The 16,964-nt window shown below is 53.1% G+C and carries 20 protein-coding genes; 10 read left to right on the top strand and 10 right to left on the bottom strand.

The window, feature by feature from the left end; all coding sequences use genetic code 11:
* Positions 1–208: 208 nt before the first annotated feature.
* From ftsX to ftsY, 3 genes are read right to left on the bottom strand one after another with little or no spacing between them, the layout of a single operon-like run.
* Positions 209–1,267 carry a permease-like cell division protein FtsX gene (ftsX, locus tag GFC06_RS05790; RefSeq protein ID WP_016154839.1) on the bottom strand — a complete coding sequence of 353 codons (1,059 nt, stop codon included), beginning with the start codon at positions 1,265–1,267 and terminating at the stop codon, positions 209–211.
* Positions 1,260–1,928: a cell division ATP-binding protein FtsE gene (gene ftsE / locus GFC06_RS05785; RefSeq protein ID WP_003023420.1), complete on the bottom strand. Its 669-nt coding sequence runs from the start codon at positions 1,926–1,928 to the stop codon at positions 1,260–1,262. Before ftsE ends, ftsX begins: the two co-directional genes overlap by 8 nt.
* A 2-nt stretch (positions 1,929–1,930) precedes the next feature.
* Positions 1,931–3,457 carry a signal recognition particle-docking protein FtsY gene (gene ftsY / locus GFC06_RS05780; protein ID WP_047501409.1) on the bottom strand — a complete coding sequence of 509 codons (1,527 nt, stop codon included), beginning with the start codon at positions 3,455–3,457 and terminating at the stop codon, positions 1,931–1,933.
* A 276-nt stretch (positions 3,458–3,733) separates the two neighbouring features.
* Here ftsY and rsmD point away from each other — a divergent pair, with 276 nt between their 5' ends.
* Together rsmD and GFC06_RS05770 are read left to right on the top strand one after the other, a co-directional pair.
* Entirely contained in the window at positions 3,734–4,330 is a 597-nt protein-coding gene (gene rsmD / locus GFC06_RS05775; RefSeq protein WP_016157666.1) for a 16S rRNA (guanine(966)-N(2))-methyltransferase, read from the top strand.
* Entirely contained in the window at positions 4,320–4,595 is a 276-nt protein-coding gene (locus tag GFC06_RS05770; protein ID WP_016154842.1) for a DUF1145 family protein, read from the top strand. Before rsmD ends, GFC06_RS05770 begins: the two co-directional genes overlap by 11 nt.
* Before the next feature lie 51 nt (positions 4,596–4,646).
* Here GFC06_RS05770 and GFC06_RS05765 read toward each other — a convergent pair whose 3' ends face one another.
* From GFC06_RS05765 to GFC06_RS05750, 4 genes are all read right to left on the bottom strand, one after another.
* Entirely contained in the window at positions 4,647–5,174 is a 528-nt protein-coding gene (locus GFC06_RS05765; protein ID WP_228522542.1) for a DUF1240 domain-containing protein, read from the bottom strand.
* Positions 5,158–6,039: a hypothetical protein gene (locus tag GFC06_RS05760; RefSeq protein ID WP_228522541.1), complete on the bottom strand. Its 882-nt coding sequence runs from the start codon at positions 6,037–6,039 to the stop codon at positions 5,158–5,160. Before GFC06_RS05760 ends, GFC06_RS05765 begins: the two co-directional genes overlap by 17 nt.
* A gap of 6 nt (positions 6,040–6,045) precedes the next feature.
* Positions 6,046–6,525, bottom strand: coding sequence for an Hcp family type VI secretion system effector (locus GFC06_RS05755; protein ID WP_153689933.1), 480 nt, complete (start codon positions 6,523–6,525; stop codon positions 6,046–6,048).
* Positions 6,526–6,765: 240 nt separating this feature from the next.
* A complete protein-coding gene (locus GFC06_RS05750; RefSeq protein WP_153689932.1) occupies positions 6,766–7,125 on the bottom strand; it encodes a DUF2500 domain-containing protein in 360 nt (119 codons plus the stop codon).
* Positions 7,126–7,266: 141 nt separating this feature from the next.
* Here GFC06_RS05750 and GFC06_RS05745 point away from each other — a divergent pair, with 141 nt between their 5' ends.
* On the top strand, positions 7,267–7,893 hold the full coding sequence (locus GFC06_RS05745; RefSeq protein WP_016154844.1) for a lysoplasmalogenase: 627 nt from the start codon (positions 7,267–7,269) through the stop codon (positions 7,891–7,893).
* A gap of 74 nt (positions 7,894–7,967) precedes the next feature.
* Entirely contained in the window at positions 7,968–10,166 is a 2,199-nt protein-coding gene (zntA, locus tag GFC06_RS05740; protein WP_153689931.1) for a Zn(II)/Cd(II)/Pb(II) translocating P-type ATPase ZntA, read from the top strand.
* Between the two features lie 46 nt (positions 10,167–10,212).
* Here the strand turns inward: zntA and tusA are convergent, their stop codons facing one another.
* Positions 10,213–10,458 (bottom strand): sulfurtransferase TusA, encoded by a 246-nt coding sequence (gene tusA / locus GFC06_RS05735; RefSeq protein ID WP_003827551.1) that lies wholly within the window; start codon positions 10,456–10,458, stop codon positions 10,213–10,215.
* Positions 10,459–10,626: 168 nt separating this feature from the next.
* Between tusA and GFC06_RS05730 the strand changes: the two genes are divergently transcribed.
* Together GFC06_RS05730 and GFC06_RS05725 are read left to right on the top strand one after the other, a co-directional pair.
* A complete protein-coding gene (locus GFC06_RS05730) occupies positions 10,627–11,292 on the top strand; it encodes a 7-cyano-7-deazaguanine/7-aminomethyl-7-deazaguanine transporter (protein WP_019078120.1) in 666 nt (221 codons plus the stop codon).
* 72 nt (positions 11,293–11,364) lie between these two features.
* Positions 11,365–11,922 (top strand): DcrB family lipoprotein, encoded by a 558-nt coding sequence (locus tag GFC06_RS05725; RefSeq protein ID WP_016154847.1) that lies wholly within the window; start codon positions 11,365–11,367, stop codon positions 11,920–11,922.
* A 3-nt stretch (positions 11,923–11,925) separates the two neighbouring features.
* Here GFC06_RS05725 and GFC06_RS05720 read toward each other — a convergent pair whose 3' ends face one another.
* Entirely contained in the window at positions 11,926–13,143 is a 1,218-nt protein-coding gene (locus GFC06_RS05720; RefSeq protein ID WP_019078119.1) for an MFS transporter, read from the bottom strand.
* Positions 13,144–13,276: 133 nt separating this feature from the next.
* Between GFC06_RS05720 and GFC06_RS05715 the strand changes: the two genes are divergently transcribed.
* Both GFC06_RS05715 and acpT read left to right on the top strand, forming a co-directional pair.
* On the top strand, positions 13,277–14,326 hold the full coding sequence (locus GFC06_RS05715; RefSeq protein ID WP_047501404.1) for an AI-2E family transporter: 1,050 nt from the start codon (positions 13,277–13,279) through the stop codon (positions 14,324–14,326).
* A gap of 62 nt (positions 14,327–14,388) precedes the next feature.
* The gene (gene acpT, locus GFC06_RS05710) at positions 14,389–14,979 is read left to right on the top strand and encodes a 4'-phosphopantetheinyl transferase AcpT (RefSeq protein ID WP_103766963.1); all 591 of its coding nucleotides are present in this window, start codon (positions 14,389–14,391) and stop codon (positions 14,977–14,979) included.
* Here acpT and GFC06_RS05705 read toward each other — a convergent pair.
* Entirely contained in the window at positions 14,971–15,477 is a 507-nt protein-coding gene (locus GFC06_RS05705) for a phenolic acid decarboxylase (protein WP_016157682.1), read from the bottom strand. The two genes, acpT and GFC06_RS05705, sit on opposite strands and share 9 nt — an antisense overlap.
* 99 nt (positions 15,478–15,576) lie before the next feature.
* Between GFC06_RS05705 and GFC06_RS05700 the strand changes: the two genes are divergently transcribed.
* A complete protein-coding gene (locus tag GFC06_RS05700; RefSeq protein WP_047501400.1) occupies positions 15,577–16,437 on the top strand; it encodes a LysR family transcriptional regulator in 861 nt (286 codons plus the stop codon).
* A 91-nt stretch (positions 16,438–16,528) separates the two neighbouring features.
* Positions 16,529–16,930 (top strand): nickel-responsive transcriptional regulator NikR, encoded by a 402-nt coding sequence (gene nikR / locus GFC06_RS05695; protein WP_005121550.1) that lies wholly within the window; start codon positions 16,529–16,531, stop codon positions 16,928–16,930.
* Positions 16,931–16,964 lie beyond the last annotated feature (34 nt).

The following is a 16,964-nucleotide window of genomic DNA, read 5'->3' as shown; positions in this document are numbered from 1 at the left end:
GCAACAACCATGCCAGAGCTTATGAGCAACGAGAATATCATTCAATCTTTTATCAGACAGTGATTTTATCCACAAGTTCCATGTCGTAATGTGTATAGATTACGCACAAAATGTGACATCACAATGAATACGCTGGGAAGAGATAACAGGGACTCTTTCCCTGCAGAGCGAACTACTCAGTGCAGGGAAAGATTATACCAGAGATTTTTTAATCGGGGGTAAAGTGGCGTAAATGTTGAACCGTGGCAAGCCAGGCTGCCACCCAGCCAATCATCGAGCACACCAGCAGCAATAACAGGCATTCATCGAATGATAAGCCGTTGATATCAAACTTAGTTCCAAAAACCTGCGCCACCTCAGTAACCGCTGACGACAGGCGCATCACCAAAATTTCTGACAAAATCAGTGAAAGAAATGCGCCGGAAAAACCGAGCAGCGCACCGCCGTAGAGGAACGGACGCAGGATAAACCCATCCGTCGCGCCAATCAGTTTCTGCACGTTAATGGTATCGCGACGCGCAAAAATACTCAGGCGCACACTGTTACCGATGACGAGGAAGACCGCCGCTACCATCAGCACGCCAATCATCGCGGAGACGCGTCCGACAAGGCCAGTCAGCGCCGCCAGACGGGCAAACCAGCTGTCATCCATGCGCACTTCATCAATACCGTTGATTTGTGCGATACGGTCGCGCAGCGTGTTCAGCGACTCCGTGCCCTGGAAGTCCAGTTTCGGGATAACTACCGCCACGGCCGGTAGCGGGTTCTCTTCCAGCATATCCAGCGCGCCGCCAAAGCCGGACCAGTTACGGAATTCGCCCAGCGCGTCATCGCGGGAAAGATAATTCACTTTCTCCACGCCCTGCTCGGCCTGCAACTGACCAACTACCCGCGCCGCTGCATCATCATCCAGCGTTTTTTGCAGGTAAACGGTGATCTGCGGAGAAGGATAATACTGGCTTGCCGCATGGTCGACGTTCTTATAAACCATGTAGCATACGCTTGGCAGCGTCAGGGAGATGGCAATAACCATCACCGTCAGGAACGTCGCCAGCGGCTTGCTTTTCAGGTCCTGTAACGCGCCCTGGAACGCGTAGCGTACCTGCTCGTTAAAGACATTGGTTTTACGCGAGTTCGGCTTTGGCGCGGCTTTCGCCCGCTTTGGCGCGTTACGACCGCCATCTCCCGGCGCGCCGCCCGATTTACGGAAGCGATCCAGTCGGCCACCGAACTGTTTGATTTGATTAATAGCGTCACGTCTATTCATGCGCCAGGCCTCCATGCAGATGTCCATCGCTCAGAACCATTTGGCGATAGGAGCGACGGGAGATCAGGCCAATATCGTGCGTGGCCATTAATACCGTGACCCCGACGCGGTTAAACTCTTCAAACAGGCGAAGGATCCCTTCCGACAACGCGTCATCCAGGTTCCCTGTTGGTTCATCCGCCAGCAATACCGCCGGTTTGTTCACCACCGCACGGGCGATGCCCACGCGCTGTTGTTCACCGCCGGAGAGCTGAATAGGGAAGTTTTTCGCTTTGTCCAACAGTCCGACCTTATCCAGCGCCGCTGACACGCGACGACGAATATCGTCCCCGCTGGCGCCCGCGATGATCAGCGGGATTGCCACGTTGTCAAACACGGTTCTGTCCATCAACAGGTGGTGATCCTGAAAAATCATGCCAATCTGACGACGCAGAAACGGCACTTCACGGTTTTTCAAACGGCTGATGTCATGCCCGCTGAAGTAGATTTTCCCGGCGCTGGGCCGTTCAATTCCACAAATCAGCTTCAGCAGGGTACTTTTCCCCGCGCCGGAGTGGCCGGTCAGAAATGCCATCTCGCCAGGCTGCATATGGAAGGTAACTCCCTGCAGCGCTTGTCTCCCACCGAGATAGGCCTTGCTGACATGTTCAAAGCGAATCATTGTTAATCCTCTCGGGCAAAAAGTGCCTCTATAAAATCGTCCGCTTTAAACGGACGTAAATCCTCGATACGTTCGCCTACACCGATATAGCGGATAGGGATGCCAAACTGATCGGCAACCGAAAAGATGACCCCGCCCTTCGCTGTACCGTCCAGCTTAGTCAGGGTGATACCGGTTAAGCCCACCGCTTCATGGAACAGTTTGGCCTGGCTTATCGCATTCTGCCCGGTGCTGGCGTCGATAGTCAGCATAACTTCATGCGGCGCATCTTCGTCGAGCTTCTTCATGACGCGAACGATTTTTTTCAATTCTTCCATCAGGTGCGATTTGTTCTGCAAACGCCCTGCGGTATCAGCGATCAGCACATCTACATTACGCGCCTTCGCCGCCTGGATGGCATCAAAGATGACGGACGCGGAATCCGCGCCGGTATGCTGAGCAATCACCGGGATGTTGTTACGCTGACCCCAGACCTGCAGCTGCTCTACCGCCGCCGCACGGAAGGTATCGCCCGCCGCCAGCATCACCGATTTACCCTGCTGCTCAAACTGACGCGCCAGCTTTCCGATAGTGGTGGTTTTACCCACGCCGTTGACGCCAACCATTAAGATAACAAACGGCGTCTTGCCATCAACATTCAGCGGTTCTTCCACCTTCGCCAGAATCTCGCCCATCTCTTCTTTCAGCAGGCCGTACAGCGCTTCCGCGTCTTTGAGCTGCTTACGGCTGGCACCTTCCGTCAGATTCGCAATAATCTTGCGGGTCGTTTCTACGCCCACGTCGGCGATCAGCAGTTGCTCTTCCAGCTCTTCAAACAGATCATCGTCGATCTTTTTACCACGGAACAGACTGATAAATCCGGAACCAAGGTTTTCTTTTGTTTTCAGGAGGCTGCGTTTCAGACGCGCAAAGAAACCTTCTTTTGTTGGTTTTTCCTGCTCCTGGACTCCCTCTTCTTCTGTCGGTGCTTCTACGGCAGGTTCTTCTACCGGCACCACCATCACGGCTTCTTCAGCTGCCTCAGCCGCCAGCGCCTGCGCTTCCAGCTCTTCATCAGTCAGGTGCGGTTCGTTTTCGGCTTCCTCTTCAACCGCCTCAACGATTTCCACGGTTTCCGCTTCGGCCTGCCACTCTTCGGCAGAAACCTCTTCGGTTTTCACCTCTTCCGGCAGCGGCAATTCTTCGCGTTCGATAACCGTCGCTGCTGGCGTTTCCACAACGGGTTCAGCTGCAGGTTCAGCAACCCGCTCAATCTCCGGCTGCGATTGTTCGGCAACAGGTTCTGCTTCCGGCTGCAGTTTTTCGATTTCCGCAACCTGTTCAGTCACTTCAACAACTTCAGCTGCAAAAGCTTCCGTTTCCGCCTCGCTACGGGTTTCCTCGGCGCGCGGCTGTTCGTCAACGACGGTAGTTTCTTCAGCAACCGGTTGTTGTTCTTCGTTTTTTAATTCTGTCTCGTTTTCCGGTGCCTGCTCTTTTTGACCAAAGCCCAGCCAGGAAAAAAAGCCACGTTTTTTCTCTTTCGCCATTTGCGACTACACTCCCCCGCTGTTGCTTCATGGCACAGCGTCAACGCTATGTACATAGCAGCTAAAAAAATGATGAAATAGTCTATCACTTATACCCGATGAATTTCGAGTTACGTCAAGGCGGCAAGCGCACGAATCCCGATGAGCTTACTTTTAGTAAGTGATTCGGGTGAGTAAGTGCAGCCAACGAAGAGGTAACTTGAAAGGCGACGGGTTAACTTAACTCACATCACCGCCTGGAATGACACGTCAGCAGCGGATTGAGCAATAATTGAAATGAAAAAACCGAATCACTCTGGTAGCGGCCAGATCCGCATTATTGGCGGTCAATGGCGTGGCCGTAAACTCCCGGTTCCGGATAGTCCCGGTCTGCGCCCAACCACCGACCGCGTACGCGAAACCTTATTTAACTGGCTGGCCCCGGTAATGGTCGATGCTCACTGCCTGGACTGCTTCGCCGGCAGCGGCGCGCTGGGGCTGGAAGCCCTCTCTCGCTATGCGGCAAATGCGACGCTTCTGGAAATGGATCGCGCGGTATCACAGCAGCTACAAAACAATCTCGCCACGCTGAAAGCTCCCCATGCCCGGGTCGTCAACACCAATACCCTGACATTTTTGGCCCAGACGGGTACGCCGCATAACGTGGTGTTTGTTGACCCGCCGTTTCGCAAAGGATTACTGGAAGAAACATTAACTCTTCTGGAAACTCATGGCTGGCTGGCAAATGAAGCGTATATTTACGTTGAAAGCGAAGTAGAAAACGGTTTGCCGCCGGTTCCGGTGAACTGGTCGCTGTACCGCGAAAAAGTCGCCGGACAGGTCGCCTATCGCCTTTACCAACGTGAAGCACGAGGAGAACACGATGCTGATTAACCTGGGACGCCTGCTGATGTTGTGCGTCTGGGCATTTTTACTACTCAATATTTTCCAACCCTTTCCACGCCCGCTTAACATCTTCGTTAACGTCGCACTGATTTTTATGGTGCTGATGCATGGCATGCAACTGGCGCTGTTAAAAAGCACCATGCCTAAAGATGGCCCGCAGATGACCCGCGGAGAGAAAATCCGTATTTTTCTGTTCGGCGTCTTTGAGTTACTGGTTTGGCAGAAGAAGATTAAAGATCAGTTGAAAAAGTAACTGTGATCTTTTCGCCCGGCGGCGCTTAGCAGGCCGGGCCTGAAAACATCATCACGGTGGTAATATACCGTCCAGTTGATCCTTCAGTTTTGGAATATCTTTACTGGCTCTTGTTTTCCGCAGGTGTTTCACCTGCTCGCAAATCTCTTCGGTCCGGGTGTAATAGGTGCCAGACGTCGGACCTGTACGCTCGCATAAAAAATAGTTAGTACCAAGAGGATAAAAAATGACAATAAAAGAGAGAATATTACCAATAACAAATCCTACCCCCGCGACGTGGAAAACAATGGTAAATGCCCTGTCGAAGAATTTGGGCGGCTGCATGCTTTTCGCACAGGCCAGGTAGGCAATGCCCAAAGTAAAGCACCCCGTCACCGGAAACATGAATAACATGCAAAATGACCCCCAGAAAAAATAGACGATGCTTCTGGATTCAATAAGATCGGTGAGATCCGGCACACTGAAAATATACCCTCCCCAGGTCATCCCCCCCAAAATGAATATACAAAGAAACAAGTTGCATCTTTTCTTAAGATTCTCCAGATTAATATTGAAATTCATATCAATAAATTCTGCCATAAAGGGAGCTTCTGTACCCCAAGTGTTGGGCGTTCCACTCTTCTATTCTTTGCCGTTCTTTCATCCCCTCACGAATACACGCTATAAGTTTATCTGATAGCTCATATTTTTTGTCCACTTCATTCAGAGTGCACGCAATAATAAAACCTAATACTACGACACCGACAATTTCTCCCCAAACAGGAATAGCTCCGCTAGAGAACAATAGAGGTACAGCTAACCTAAGAGCACTGCCCGCTGATTGCGAGACAAAAATACTCACAATCACCTTCGCCACATCCATCGTCACGTTTCCCAGCAATGCAGCGACGTCATGCTCGGATTTAAACACCACCTCAATGAACCGCCAGCATGCGGAAAACCAGATGCAGAATCTGGCCCCTGACATTATACCATTTCGAAACCCTGCGCTGCCTATGCCCACCTCAAGTACATTAGGATGGTTAATCCGGTAACGGGTGCCGTTAAGAATGCGCCGCAGAGAAGGGTAGCCCGTAATCTTCACATACAGCTTTCCCTGATAAGTATATTGCGTTGCTTTAATCCCAAGGCCTTTTAAGGTGAAGACAATCTTTCCGGCCTGCTGATAAGAAAAAAGCTTCGACAGCTTTTTAGTCGCATCAGCCGTATCTTTGATATTATCGGCATAATTGGTCGAAAAACTGACGGGTTTGCTGCCCAGCAAATCATCAATCACGCCCTGCGCCTCTTCAAGCGTTAGCAGCATAATGTGTTGTGTATTGCTATTCAGATTATTTTTCAGCGTTCTGATTTCGTTCTCTACACGCTGATTACGTTGCCAGTTATTTCCTCTAATAATATCTTCACGGTGATTCCCTATCCAGTCATAATACCTTTCCATCATTACTCCTTAATAAATTCGCTCATCCCAAAGGCTGTATGCACTGGTTCCCGCCATAATGTGATCCCAGGTAATTGACTCATAGGAAAGCTCAATGACTTCTTCTGGCTGACCCGCACTGTCATCGATAGTATGAGGCACCTGTAAATGGATGCTGGATATTCTGGCATTGATAAGTTTTATCGCGTAATAACACTCATTTAAACCCGCTGGACTCGTGCGATAGAAGCTAAATTCACAGTTCAATGTTTCATTGTCAGTTATGGCTCTCCCTAATAACGGCGAGGATTTATCTACTGGCTTTATAAACGTCAAACATTGATGGTTCACATTTTGTACCCGACTCATGCCATGATTCACTGTCATGACCATTATCTGATCACGGTGGGCCGATTGTGATTTATTTCCTATCGAATTTACCGATGCACACCCAGCAGAAATCAATCCCTGCGCCTGCCCATTCAAGGTCAACCACATTGTATTCGCCATTTCAATTCCTTAGCCATTTTAAATTACATGTTTATATTCATGCGACAACGTTGGAATAATAGGATAGTGAAAGATGGATAGCAGAATAGTGATACACTCGATATTTTAGCCACACAAAAAAAATATAATAATAACGTTATTTTCACAGAAGAATAAATAACAACTATATTTGAATAGTGTTATATATTTCAGTTGAATTTATTATCGGCACTGGCAAGATAAATACAGTGCCGATCGGCTTTATTGCCCATGCTTAAAATCAACAAAACGCGAACCTTTATAACTCAGCGTTCCCTTATCCCCGACCGTTAACGCATGGTACTGCTGGGCATCCAGACGAAACGTCTGCTCGAAGCCGCCACTTTGTGGCTTAAAACTGACTTCATAGCGCATGCTGGTCCCCGCCGGGCTCACTTCCTGCTGGCGGGATCGCCGATCGTTAAGCGGTTTTTCCCGTTTGTTACTCACCACCACCTGCTTTTGCACTAACGGCGCAGTATCATTATCGGCTTTTTCACGCCGCTGCTGAACGAAGCGAAACGACGCAGCAACAACGATTAATACAATGATAACAATGAAGAAAAGTGGTGGTTTGCTCATATTATTAACCCATCAGAAAATGCGGAAATAAGCATACATTGCCTGTTATGGTGTTGTCATCTGGCAGTGTCGACCTCTACACTGAACAGTAGAGCCGTGAGCACCCCGCTTACGAAAAAATAACGAATTCAAGGAACTAAGATGCTTTGGTCGTTTATCGCTGTCTGCCTTTCCGCATGGTTGTTCGTGGATGCTTCCTATCGTGGGCCCGCCTGGCAACGCTGGGTCTTTAAACCCCTAACGTTACTCCTGCTGGCGCTGCTGGCCTGGCAGGCGCCAATGTTTAATGCTGTCAGCTATCTGGTGCTGGCTGGCCTGCTTGCCTCGCTGCTGGGCGATGCGCTGACGCTGTTACCGCGCCAACGCCTTTTGTATGCCGTGGGGGCATTCTTCCTGTCGCATCTGCTGTATACCATTTACTTCGCCAGCCAAATGACGCTGTCGTTCTTCTGGCCTTTGCCGTTGGTGCTGGTGGTGCTGGGGGCGTTGCTGATTGCCGTGATCTGGACGCGTCTGGAAGAGCTACGCATCGCTATCTGTACCTTTATTGGTATCACGCTGATGATGGTCTGGATGGCTGGTGAGCTGTGGTTCTTCCGCCCGACCGCTCCGGCGCTGTCGGCTTTTATGGGCGCATCACTCCTGTTCATCGGCAACATTGTCTGGCTGGGTAGCCATTACCGTCGCCGCTTCCGCGCCGATAACGCAATTGCTGCCGCCTGCTACTTCGCCGGACATTTCCTGATTGTTCGTTCGTTGTATCTTTAAAACGCTTGACTCTGGAGTCGACTCCAGAGTGTATCCTCCGGTTAATATGAAATGATTATCAACCGGAGGATGCCATGTCGACACCCGATTCCAGTGGCAAAAAAGCCCCACAATTTTCTTCTTTCAAGCTAGCGCCTGCGCCACAAAAGGCTGACGACTGCTGCTGCGAAGGAAGTTGCTCCACCCCACCACCCGTATCCGGTACCGTAATGGGTACCCGCTACTCCTGGAAAGTGGCAGGCATGGACTGTGCTGCCTGCGCCCGAAAAGTGGAGAATGCGGTCCGCCAGGTCAACGGCGTCAACCAGGTCCAGGTTCTGTTCGCCACCGAAAAACTGGTAGTCGACGCGGGTTCCGATATCCGCCTGCAAGTTGAAAGCGCAGTGCAAAAGGCAGGCTATACCCTGCGCGATGAGCAAGCGCCAGACGCCGCCCCCGAGTCGCGGTTTAAAGAGAACCTGCCGCTGATTTCGCTGATTATCATGATGGCGATTAGCTGGGGGCTGGAGCAGTTCAATCACCCCTTTGGCCAGATAGCATTTATCGCCACCACGCTGGTAGGTCTGTATCCCATTGCCCGTCAGGCCCTGCGTCTGATGAAAACCGGCAGCTACTTTGCCATTGAAACGTTGATGAGCGTGGCCGCCATTGGCGCACTGTTTATCGGCGCGACGGCCGAAGCCGCCATGGTGCTGCTGCTGTTTTTAATTGGCGAACGCCTGGAAGGATGGGCCGCCAGCCGCGCCCGTAAAGGGGTCAGCGCACTGATGGCGCTCAAGCCGGAAACCGCCACGCGCCTGCATAACGGCGAGCGCGAAGAGGTTGCTATCAATACTCTCCAGCCAGGCGATGTTATCGAGGTTGCCGCGGGTGGGCGTTTACCTGCCGATGGCAAGCTGGTCTCCGGATTTGCCAGCTTTGATGAAAGCGCCCTGACCGGCGAATCGATACCGGTTGAGCGCGCCACCGGCGAGAAAGTCCCGGCGGGTGCCACCAGCGTGGACCGTCTGGTAACGCTGGAAGTACTCTCCGAACCGGGTGCCAGCGCCATTGACCGTATTCTGAAATTGATTGAAGAAGCGGAAGAACGCCGCGCCCCCATTGAGCGCTTTATTGACCGTTTCAGCCGGATTTACACCCCAGCCATTATGGCGGTTGCGTTGTTGGTCACCCTTGTACCACCGCTGCTGTTTGCCGCATCCTGGCAGGAGTGGATTTATAAAGGGCTGACGCTGCTGCTGATTGGCTGCCCATGTGCGCTGGTGATTTCCACACCCGCAGCCATTACCTCTGGCCTTGCCGCCGCGGCGCGTCGTGGCGCGTTAATCAAAGGCGGGGCCGCGCTGGAGCAGTTGGGTAGGGTAACGCAGGTCGCGTTTGATAAAACCGGCACCCTGACCGTCGGTAAACCGCGCGTCACGGCGATTCACCCGGCAAGCGGTATTGGCGAGGCAGAACTGCTGGCGCTGGCGGCAGCAGTAGAGCAAGGCGCGACGCACCCGCTGGCGCAGGCGATTGTTCGGGAAGCCCAAACGCGCGAGCTGACTATCCCTGTCGCAAAAGATCAGCGGGCGCTGGTTGGCTCTGGCATTGAAGCACTGGTCAACGGCGAACGCGTGCTGATTTGCGCCGCCGGTAAGCAGCCTGCCGATGCTTTTGCCGGGCAGATAAGCGAGCTGGAAAGCGCGGGTCAAACGGTGGTGCTGGTGCTGCGTAACGATGCCGTTCTCGGCGTGCTGGCCCTACAGGACACGCTGCGCGACGACGCCCGTAGCGCCATCAGCGAGCTTAATCAGATTGGCGTGAAAGGGGTGATCCTGACGGGTGATAACCCGCGAGCGGCGGCAGCTATTGCCAGTGAATTGGGTCTCGAGTTCAAAGCGGGTCTATTACCGGAAGATAAAGTACAGGCCGTTACCCATCTCAACCAACAGTCGCCGCTGGCGATGATCGGCGACGGCATCAACGACGCTCCGGCAATGAAAGCAGCCACCATTGGCATTGCGATGGGAAGCGGGACCGATGTCGCGCTGGAAACCGCCGATGCCGCCCTGACCCACAACCGCCTGCGTGGTCTGGTGCAAATGATTCAGTTAGCCCGCGCCACCCACGCCAATATTCGCCAGAACATTGCGATTGCGCTAGGCCTGAAGGGGATTTTCCTCGTCACCACGCTGCTCGGGATAACCGGACTGTGGCTGGCGGTGCTGGCAGATACGGGGGCGACGGTACTGGTGACCGCTAACGCGCTGCGGTTACTACGTAAAGGATAATGCGTCTGTGCCGGACGGCAGTTGCATTAGCGCCATCCGGCTAAGATTACTGGCCTTTGCGCACCAGATAGCGGTACGGCAGAGAGTCGGTCTCTTTTGCTACCAGCTCATGCTCCATAAAGGTACAGAAGCCGGGAATGTCACGGGTTGTCGCCGGATCGTCGGCGACAATCAGCAGCGTTTCACCCGCTTGCATGCCGCGCACGGTTTTACGCACCATCATTACGGGTTCCGGGCAGCGCAGCCCTTGGGCATCAAGAGTATGGTCGGGAGAGGTAAACAGATCGCTCATCGTAGTCTCGTTCATTCAAAAACGGCGTTATTTTACGCTCTGTTGTGGCGTAAGCCAATCAGGTTAACGATTGCGTGAAAAACAACCATTGCAATGTGCTCTTAAAGCAGTATCATGCGACGGTTTTTTATTGGGTTCCCTCACCCCATCCAACAAAAAGGTCACAATATGACTCCGTTTACACAATCTCAACGCGTAAAAGCGTTGTTTTGGCTATCGCTATTTCATCTGCTGGTGATCACCTCCAGCAACTATCTGGTGCAGCTACCGATCTCCATTTTTGGTTTCCATACCACATGGGGCGCTTTCAGCTTTCCGTTTATTTTCCTCGCGACCGATCTGACCGTGCGTATTTTTGGCGCTCCGTTGGCACGACGTATCATCTTTGCGGTAATGATCCCCGCGCTGCTGATCTCCTATGTCGTTTCATCACTGTTCTATATGGGATCGTGGCAGGGATTCGGCGCACTGCTGCACTTTAATCTGTTTGTCGCCCGTATCGCCGCCGCCAGCTTTATGGCTTACGCGCTGGGTCAAATTCTGGATGTGCATGTCTTTAACCGCCTGCGTCAGAACCGTCGCTGGTGGCTGGCGCCAACGGCTTCCACACTGTTTGGCAACATCAGCGATACGTTAGCCTTCTTCTTTATCGCTTTCTGGCGCAGCCCGGATGCCTTTATGGCCGAGCACTGGATGGAAATCGCGCTGGTCGACTACTGCTTCAAAGTGCTGATCAGCATTATTTTCTTCCTGCCGATGTACGGCGTGCTGCTGAATATGTTACTGAAAAGGCTGGCAGATAAATCCGAAATCTCTGCATTGCAGACGAGTTAAAGGTTCATTTTCCGAGTTGTGATAAGATGGACGAATGAGCCGTTATGGCCGTTTATCGAAAGGAAGAAGTCAATGCGCAATCTGGTTAAATATGTCGGTATTGGCCTGCTGGTTATGGGGCTTGCGGCCTGTGATAATAGCGATACAAAAGCGCCAGCAGAGGGTGCTGCCGCAGAAAGTAGCGCCACCGGACAACCGGTCAGCCTGTTGGACGGTAAACTCAGTTTTTCCCTGCCAGCGGATATGACCGATCAGAGCGGCAAACTGGGCACCCAGGCGAACAATATGCACGTTTATTCTGACGCAACCGGCCAGAAAGCGGTGATTGTGATTGTTGGCGACAATACCAACGAAGACCTGGCTGTGCTGGCAAAACGCCTGGAAGATCAGCAGCGTAGCCGCGACCCGCAGTTGCAGGTCGTCACCAATAAATCTATTGAGCTGAAAGGCCACACGCTGCAGCAGTTAGACAGCATCATCTCGGCCAAAGGCCAGACCGCTTACTCTTCCGTGGTGTTGGGTAAAGTCGATAACCAACTGCTGACTCTGCAAATCACGCTGCCTGCTGACGATCAGCAAAAAGCGCAGACTACCGCAGAAAACATCATTAACACGCTGGTTATCCAGTAACGGTTAAGACGATGACTCGGCCTCCGGTGACACCACCTGAGGCCGTTTTTTTAATCGCCAGGTCAGCAATAATGCCACCGCCACCAGCCCTGCCGCCGCCAGATAGATAACCGGCACGCCCGCCCAGGTCATGACCAGCCCGGCCAGCGGCCCCGTAACTCCCAGTGATAAATCCATAAACACCGTATACGTCGCCAGCGCAGCGCCCTGATTTTGCTGCGGGACGGCTTTTACCGCCACCACGCCCAGCGCCGGGAACACCAGCGAAAACCCTGCACCGGCCAGCAGGACGCCGCTTTTCGCCATCCACGGCATGGAAGCCATCCCGACCAGCAGCAGCCCAACAATCTCGACGGTAAAGCAGATCATCGCCACATTTAGTCCACCTAAACGGTTGATACCATTTGGGAATAACAGGCGGGTCCCCACAAACGTGCAGCTAAAAAGCGTTAGCGCGAAAGCGGCACCGTCCCAGCCTTTGGCATCATAAAACAGGGTAATGAAAGTGGCGATCACGCCAAATCCGGCTGAGGCCAGGGCCAGCGCCATGCCGTACAACCAGACACGCCCAAGCACCGCGCGAAACGGCAATGGTTTGCCTTTGCTGGCCTTCACCGCCGGACGAGGGAGCGCCAGCAGTATTGCCAACAGCGCCACGCCCATCACGGTCAGCGCCAGTCCCTGTAAGCCACCCCAGGCATAAAACAGTACACCCAGCGGAGCGCCTATCGCCATCGCGCCATAGGTCACGATGCCGTTCCACGAAATCACCCGTCCGATATGCATTGAACCAACGACCCCAACCCCCCACAGCGTAGAGCCAGTCCCGGCAAAGCTTTGCCCGATCCCTAGAATCACGCGCCCCAGACATAACAGCAGCAGGCTGGCCAGCGGCCAGCCATTCGTGAAGCCCGCCAGGAAGTAGCCCAGACCACTTAAAAAACAGCCACACAGTCCGAATACCACAATCTTCTTTGGCCCCAGCAGGTCGGCATAGCGACCAGCATGTGGACGGCTCAGCAGCGTAGCGAAATATTGCAGGCTGATGACCAGCCCTGCCCAAAAAGCGCTAAATCCCATCACATCATGGACATAGCCTGGCAATACAGCGAGCGGCAGACCAATGGTCAGGTAGCTGGCGAAGTTAAACATCACCACAGAGACAATACGCAGATTAAGGCGTAAACCGCTAAGCGTCGGTTCAGCGACGGGTTCGGGCATGGAGGATCACCACGTTTTCACAACAGTGTTTCATTTCTACCATGTTGCCGGGCAGAAATCAGTAGTCAGTTTCGGAATATCAGTCGCAAGCCAGCCGCTACACTTAATGCAAAAACGCAAACAGGAAGACGACATGACAACCGCCCAGCCCGATAAAACGGGTTTGCACATTCTGCTCAAACTGGCCGCTCTGGTGGTGATCCTCGCGGGTATTCATGCCGCGGCGGATATCATCGTACAGCTTCTGCTGGCCCTTTTTTTTGCCATTGTATTGAATCCGCTGGTCATCTGGTTTATTCGCCGGGGTGTACGTCGGCCGGTCGCGATAACGTTAGTCGTGGTGGTGATGCTGATCGTTCTTACGGCGTTAATCGGCGTTCTGGCGTCATCCATCACTGAATTCATGGCCATGCTGCCAAAATACAATAAGGAGCTGACGCGCAAGGTTCTGTATCTGCAAGAGATGGTGCCTTTTCTAAATCTGCATATGTCCCCGGAGCGCATGCTGCAACGTATGGACTCCGACAAGCTGATGACCTTCACAACCACGCTGATGACAAGTCTTTCCGGTGCCATGGCCAGCGTCGTTCTGCTGGTGATGACGGTGGTCTTTATGTTGTTTGAGGTGCGTCATGTCCCCTATAAGCTGCGCTTTGCGCTGAACAACCCACAAATCCATATTGCGGGGCTGCATCGGGCGCTGAAAGGTGTTTCTCACTATCTGGCGCTGAAAACGTTGCTCAGCTTATGGACCGGTGCCATCGTCTGGCTCGGACTGGCGCTAATGGGTATTCAGTTTGCTCTGATGTGGGGTGTGCTGGCATTCCTGCTAAACTACGTGCCCAACATTGGCTCGGTCATTTCCGCCGTTCCACCCATGATCCAGGCGCTGCTGTTCAACGGCGTTTACGAATGCGTGCTGGTTGGGGCGCTGTTTCTGGTGGTGCATATGGTAATTGGCAACATCCTCGAGCCCCGCATGATGGGGCACCGGCTGGGATTATCGACGCTAATCGTCTTTCTCTCTCTGTTGGTGTGGGGATGGCTGCTTGGTCCGGTAGGTATGCTGCTCTCCGTGCCGTTAACCAGCGTGTGTAAAATCTGGATGGAAACCACCACAGGCGGTAGCAAACTGGCAATTTTGCTGGGACCCGGCAGGCCCAAAACCCGATTACCTGGATAAACTTGCAAACAGCATGTATAGAATGGTAAACAACCCCATTATTACTAAAGGTTAGCCCTGATATGTACCGGATCGTTCTTGGGAAAGTTTCTGTTTTAAGCGCTGGCACACTGCCTGCCGCACTGCGTGAGCAGGCCCCGCAAGGCGCTCGTCGTGCGCGCTGGCTGGCTGGTCGCGTGCTGCTTTCCCATACTCTTTCGCCATTACCGGACATCGTCTACAGCGAGCAAGGAAAACCGACCTTTTCCGCCGACACACCGCTGTGGTTCAATCTCAGCCACAGCGGTGATGATATTGCCCTGCTGCTCAGCGACGAAGGGGAAGTCGGCTGTGATATTGAAGTCGTTCGCCCGCGCGATAACTGGCAGACGCTGGCAAATACGGTGTTCAGTCTCAGGGAACATGCCGAAGTTGAGGCCGAACGCCCGGAGCAACAGCTGGCGGCGTTCTGGCGCATCTGGACGCGTAAAGAAGCTATCGTGAAACAGCGTGGCGGCAGCGCCTGGCAAATTGTCAGCGTCGACAGCACCGTGCTAACCTCCTCACTCTCGGTCAGCCAGTGCCAGCTCGATACCCTGAGCCTGGCGGTGTGTACGCCCACGCCGTTTACTCTGACCGCCGACGCCGTGCAGCGTCTGGAAGCCTTAGCGTAAATTTTCCGGGAAGTTTTCCGGCAATTCACTGGCCGCACAGGCAATAACGCTGTCATTATTCGCCCCACAGTCACGCACGAAAGTGATGGTCGCAAACTCGTCAATCACCTCAGTTGGATATGCCGGACCCGCATCGCGATATGACATCATCAGCGGAATATGGTCATTCTGGAAACAGACCGTTTTTTGCGGATTGTTAATCACCCAGCGTGGGAAAAAGATGGTGCCGTGAAAGAGTTTGTCGCCCAGATTTACGATCAGGCTGACGTCGGTCCCGGTCGGTTCGGTCCATGAAATTTTATAAACACTCTCGCCAACCCGCACAATGTACGCCCGCTGATCCTTCACCCAACGATTCCCCACAATGCCGCTGTGAATACGGTAATCCAGAGTGGTGTCGTTTTTCACGTAGATCTCGTAATTCCAGCCATTATCGTAGGTATAGACCAGATGTTTGCCGACAAAGCCGCTCAAATCATGTTTATCAAAAGTGCTCATATTCTTTCTCCTCTTACTTGATGCGAGGATCTTACCGCTTCAAAAATTGGATGAATAACGCTATTTTTACATCATATTCATTCAATTTTTAGATGAGTTATGCACAAGACAACGCTGGAGCAATGGGCCTTACTGGAGAAAGTCGTGGAGCTGGGCAGCTTTGCTAAAGCTGCGGAAGAGACCAACCGTAGCCAGTCTTCGGTGAGTTACAATCTGGCGCTACTGCAGGAGCGGCTTGGCGTGACGCTGCTGACGCCGGAAGGTCGCAGGGCGGTATTAACCCCTGCGGGAGAGCTACTGTTGGGACAGGTCAAACCGTTACTGAAGGCCTTTTTATGGGTGGAAACCCGGGCAGCAACATTGCAAAACGGCACGCGAACGAGGCTGGATTTCATGGTAGATAGCATCTTCCCACGCAAACGCCTGTTCGCGATCCTCAAGCAGTTTCAGCAAGCGTGGCCGCAGACGCAGGTACGTTTGACCGAAGTGCTGGAGAATGCTGACGATCGACTGGCGGCGCATGCCGATGCGGACGTGATGGTCCTGACCCGACGCCAGGATATCACCGGCCGCGGCGAATGGCTGATGAATATTGACTTCGTGGCCGTTGCCCACCGCGATCACCCGCTCTGCATGTTGGATGCGCCGCTGGATGAAGACGCGTTACGCGCGTGGCCGCTGATTCGCATTGCCGATCGCGACAACCCGCAGCAAGCGGTGCGCGATGCCTGGACCTTCTCGACCATTGATGCCGCGATTGAGGCGGTGATGTATCAAGTCGGTTACGGCTGGTTGCCTGAGGAGCGAATTCAGCAGCAGCTTGAGCAGGGGCTATTACGACCGCTGCCGTTAAGCCATGGCGCTCGCCGTGCCACCCCGCTGCATCTGATCGTCAAAGACACGCTCGCGCCGCTGGATGAACAGGTAAGAACTCTGCTGCGTTTATTGCGAGAGCATTAACCTTTTCCCCGGATGCCGGACGTGTGTTACAAAATACGCTATTCCCCTTACTCCCTGTGCGCCCACGCGCCACATGAAAGGTTAATTGCAGATGCAACGAGTCACCATTACCCTCGATGACGATTTACTGGAAACGCTCGACAGCCTGAGCCAGCGCCGTGGCTATAACAACCGTTCCGAAGCGATCCGCGATATTCTGCGCGGCGCACTGGCGCAGGAAACCACCCAGGAGCACGGCACTCAGGGATTCGCAGTGCTCTCGTATGTTTATGAGCATGAGAAGCGTGACCTGGCGAGCCGTATTGTTTCCACCCAACATCACCACCACGATTTATCAGTCGCCACGCTGCACGTGCACATCAACCATGACGACTGTCTGGAAATCGCTGTGCTAAAAGGTGACATGGGCGATGTGCAGCATTTTGCCGATGACGTGATTTCCCAGCGCGGCGTGCGCCACGGTCATCTGCAGTGCCTGCCGAAAGAAGAGTAATTGCCTGTTATGTTGCCCGGCCTACATTCATTCC

Origin of the sequence: Citrobacter braakii, assembly GCF_009648935.1 — a bacterium.
Classification (GTDB): domain Bacteria; phylum Pseudomonadota; class Gammaproteobacteria; order Enterobacterales; family Enterobacteriaceae; genus Citrobacter; species Citrobacter braakii.
This window is presented reverse-complemented; position numbering and strand designations above follow the sequence as displayed.

Coding starts and splice junctions, on each gene's coding strand:
- rsmD (WP_016157666.1), top strand. CDS start 3,734: ATGAAAAAACCGAATCACTCTGGTAGCGGCCAGATCCGCATTATTGGC.
- tusA (WP_003827551.1), bottom strand. CDS start 10,458: ATGAGCGATCTGTTTACCTCTCCCGACCATACTCTTGATGCCCAAGGG.
- ftsX (WP_016154839.1), bottom strand. CDS start 1,267: ATGAATAGACGTGACGCTATTAATCAAATCAAACAGTTCGGTGGCCGA.
- GFC06_RS05720 (WP_019078119.1), bottom strand. CDS start 13,143: ATGCCCGAACCCGTCGCTGAACCGACGCTTAGCGGTTTACGCCTTAAT.
- nikR (WP_005121550.1), top strand. CDS start 16,529: ATGCAACGAGTCACCATTACCCTCGATGACGATTTACTGGAAACGCTC.
- GFC06_RS05765 (WP_228522542.1), bottom strand. CDS start 5,174: ATGGCAGAATTTATTGATATGAATTTCAATATTAATCTGGAGAATCTT.
- GFC06_RS05770 (WP_016154842.1), top strand. CDS start 4,320: ATGCTGATTAACCTGGGACGCCTGCTGATGTTGTGCGTCTGGGCATTT.
- GFC06_RS05705 (WP_016157682.1), bottom strand. CDS start 15,477: ATGAGCACTTTTGATAAACATGATTTGAGCGGCTTTGTCGGCAAACAT.
- acpT (WP_103766963.1), top strand. CDS start 14,389: ATGTACCGGATCGTTCTTGGGAAAGTTTCTGTTTTAAGCGCTGGCACA.
- GFC06_RS05750 (WP_153689932.1), bottom strand. CDS start 7,125: ATGAGCAAACCACCACTTTTCTTCATTGTTATCATTGTATTAATCGTT.
- ftsE (WP_003023420.1), bottom strand. CDS start 1,928: ATGATTCGCTTTGAACATGTCAGCAAGGCCTATCTCGGTGGGAGACAA.
- GFC06_RS05730 (WP_019078120.1), top strand. CDS start 10,627: ATGACTCCGTTTACACAATCTCAACGCGTAAAAGCGTTGTTTTGGCTA.
- GFC06_RS05760 (WP_228522541.1), bottom strand. CDS start 6,039: ATGATGGAAAGGTATTATGACTGGATAGGGAATCACCGTGAAGATATT.
- GFC06_RS05745 (WP_016154844.1), top strand. CDS start 7,267: ATGCTTTGGTCGTTTATCGCTGTCTGCCTTTCCGCATGGTTGTTCGTG.
- GFC06_RS05725 (WP_016154847.1), top strand. CDS start 11,365: ATGCGCAATCTGGTTAAATATGTCGGTATTGGCCTGCTGGTTATGGGG.
- GFC06_RS05755 (WP_153689933.1), bottom strand. CDS start 6,525: ATGGCGAATACAATGTGGTTGACCTTGAATGGGCAGGCGCAGGGATTG.
- GFC06_RS05700 (WP_047501400.1), top strand. CDS start 15,577: ATGCACAAGACAACGCTGGAGCAATGGGCCTTACTGGAGAAAGTCGTG.
- zntA (WP_153689931.1), top strand. CDS start 7,968: ATGTCGACACCCGATTCCAGTGGCAAAAAAGCCCCACAATTTTCTTCT.
- ftsY (WP_047501409.1), bottom strand. CDS start 3,457: ATGGCGAAAGAGAAAAAACGTGGCTTTTTTTCCTGGCTGGGCTTTGGT.
- GFC06_RS05715 (WP_047501404.1), top strand. CDS start 13,277: ATGACAACCGCCCAGCCCGATAAAACGGGTTTGCACATTCTGCTCAAA.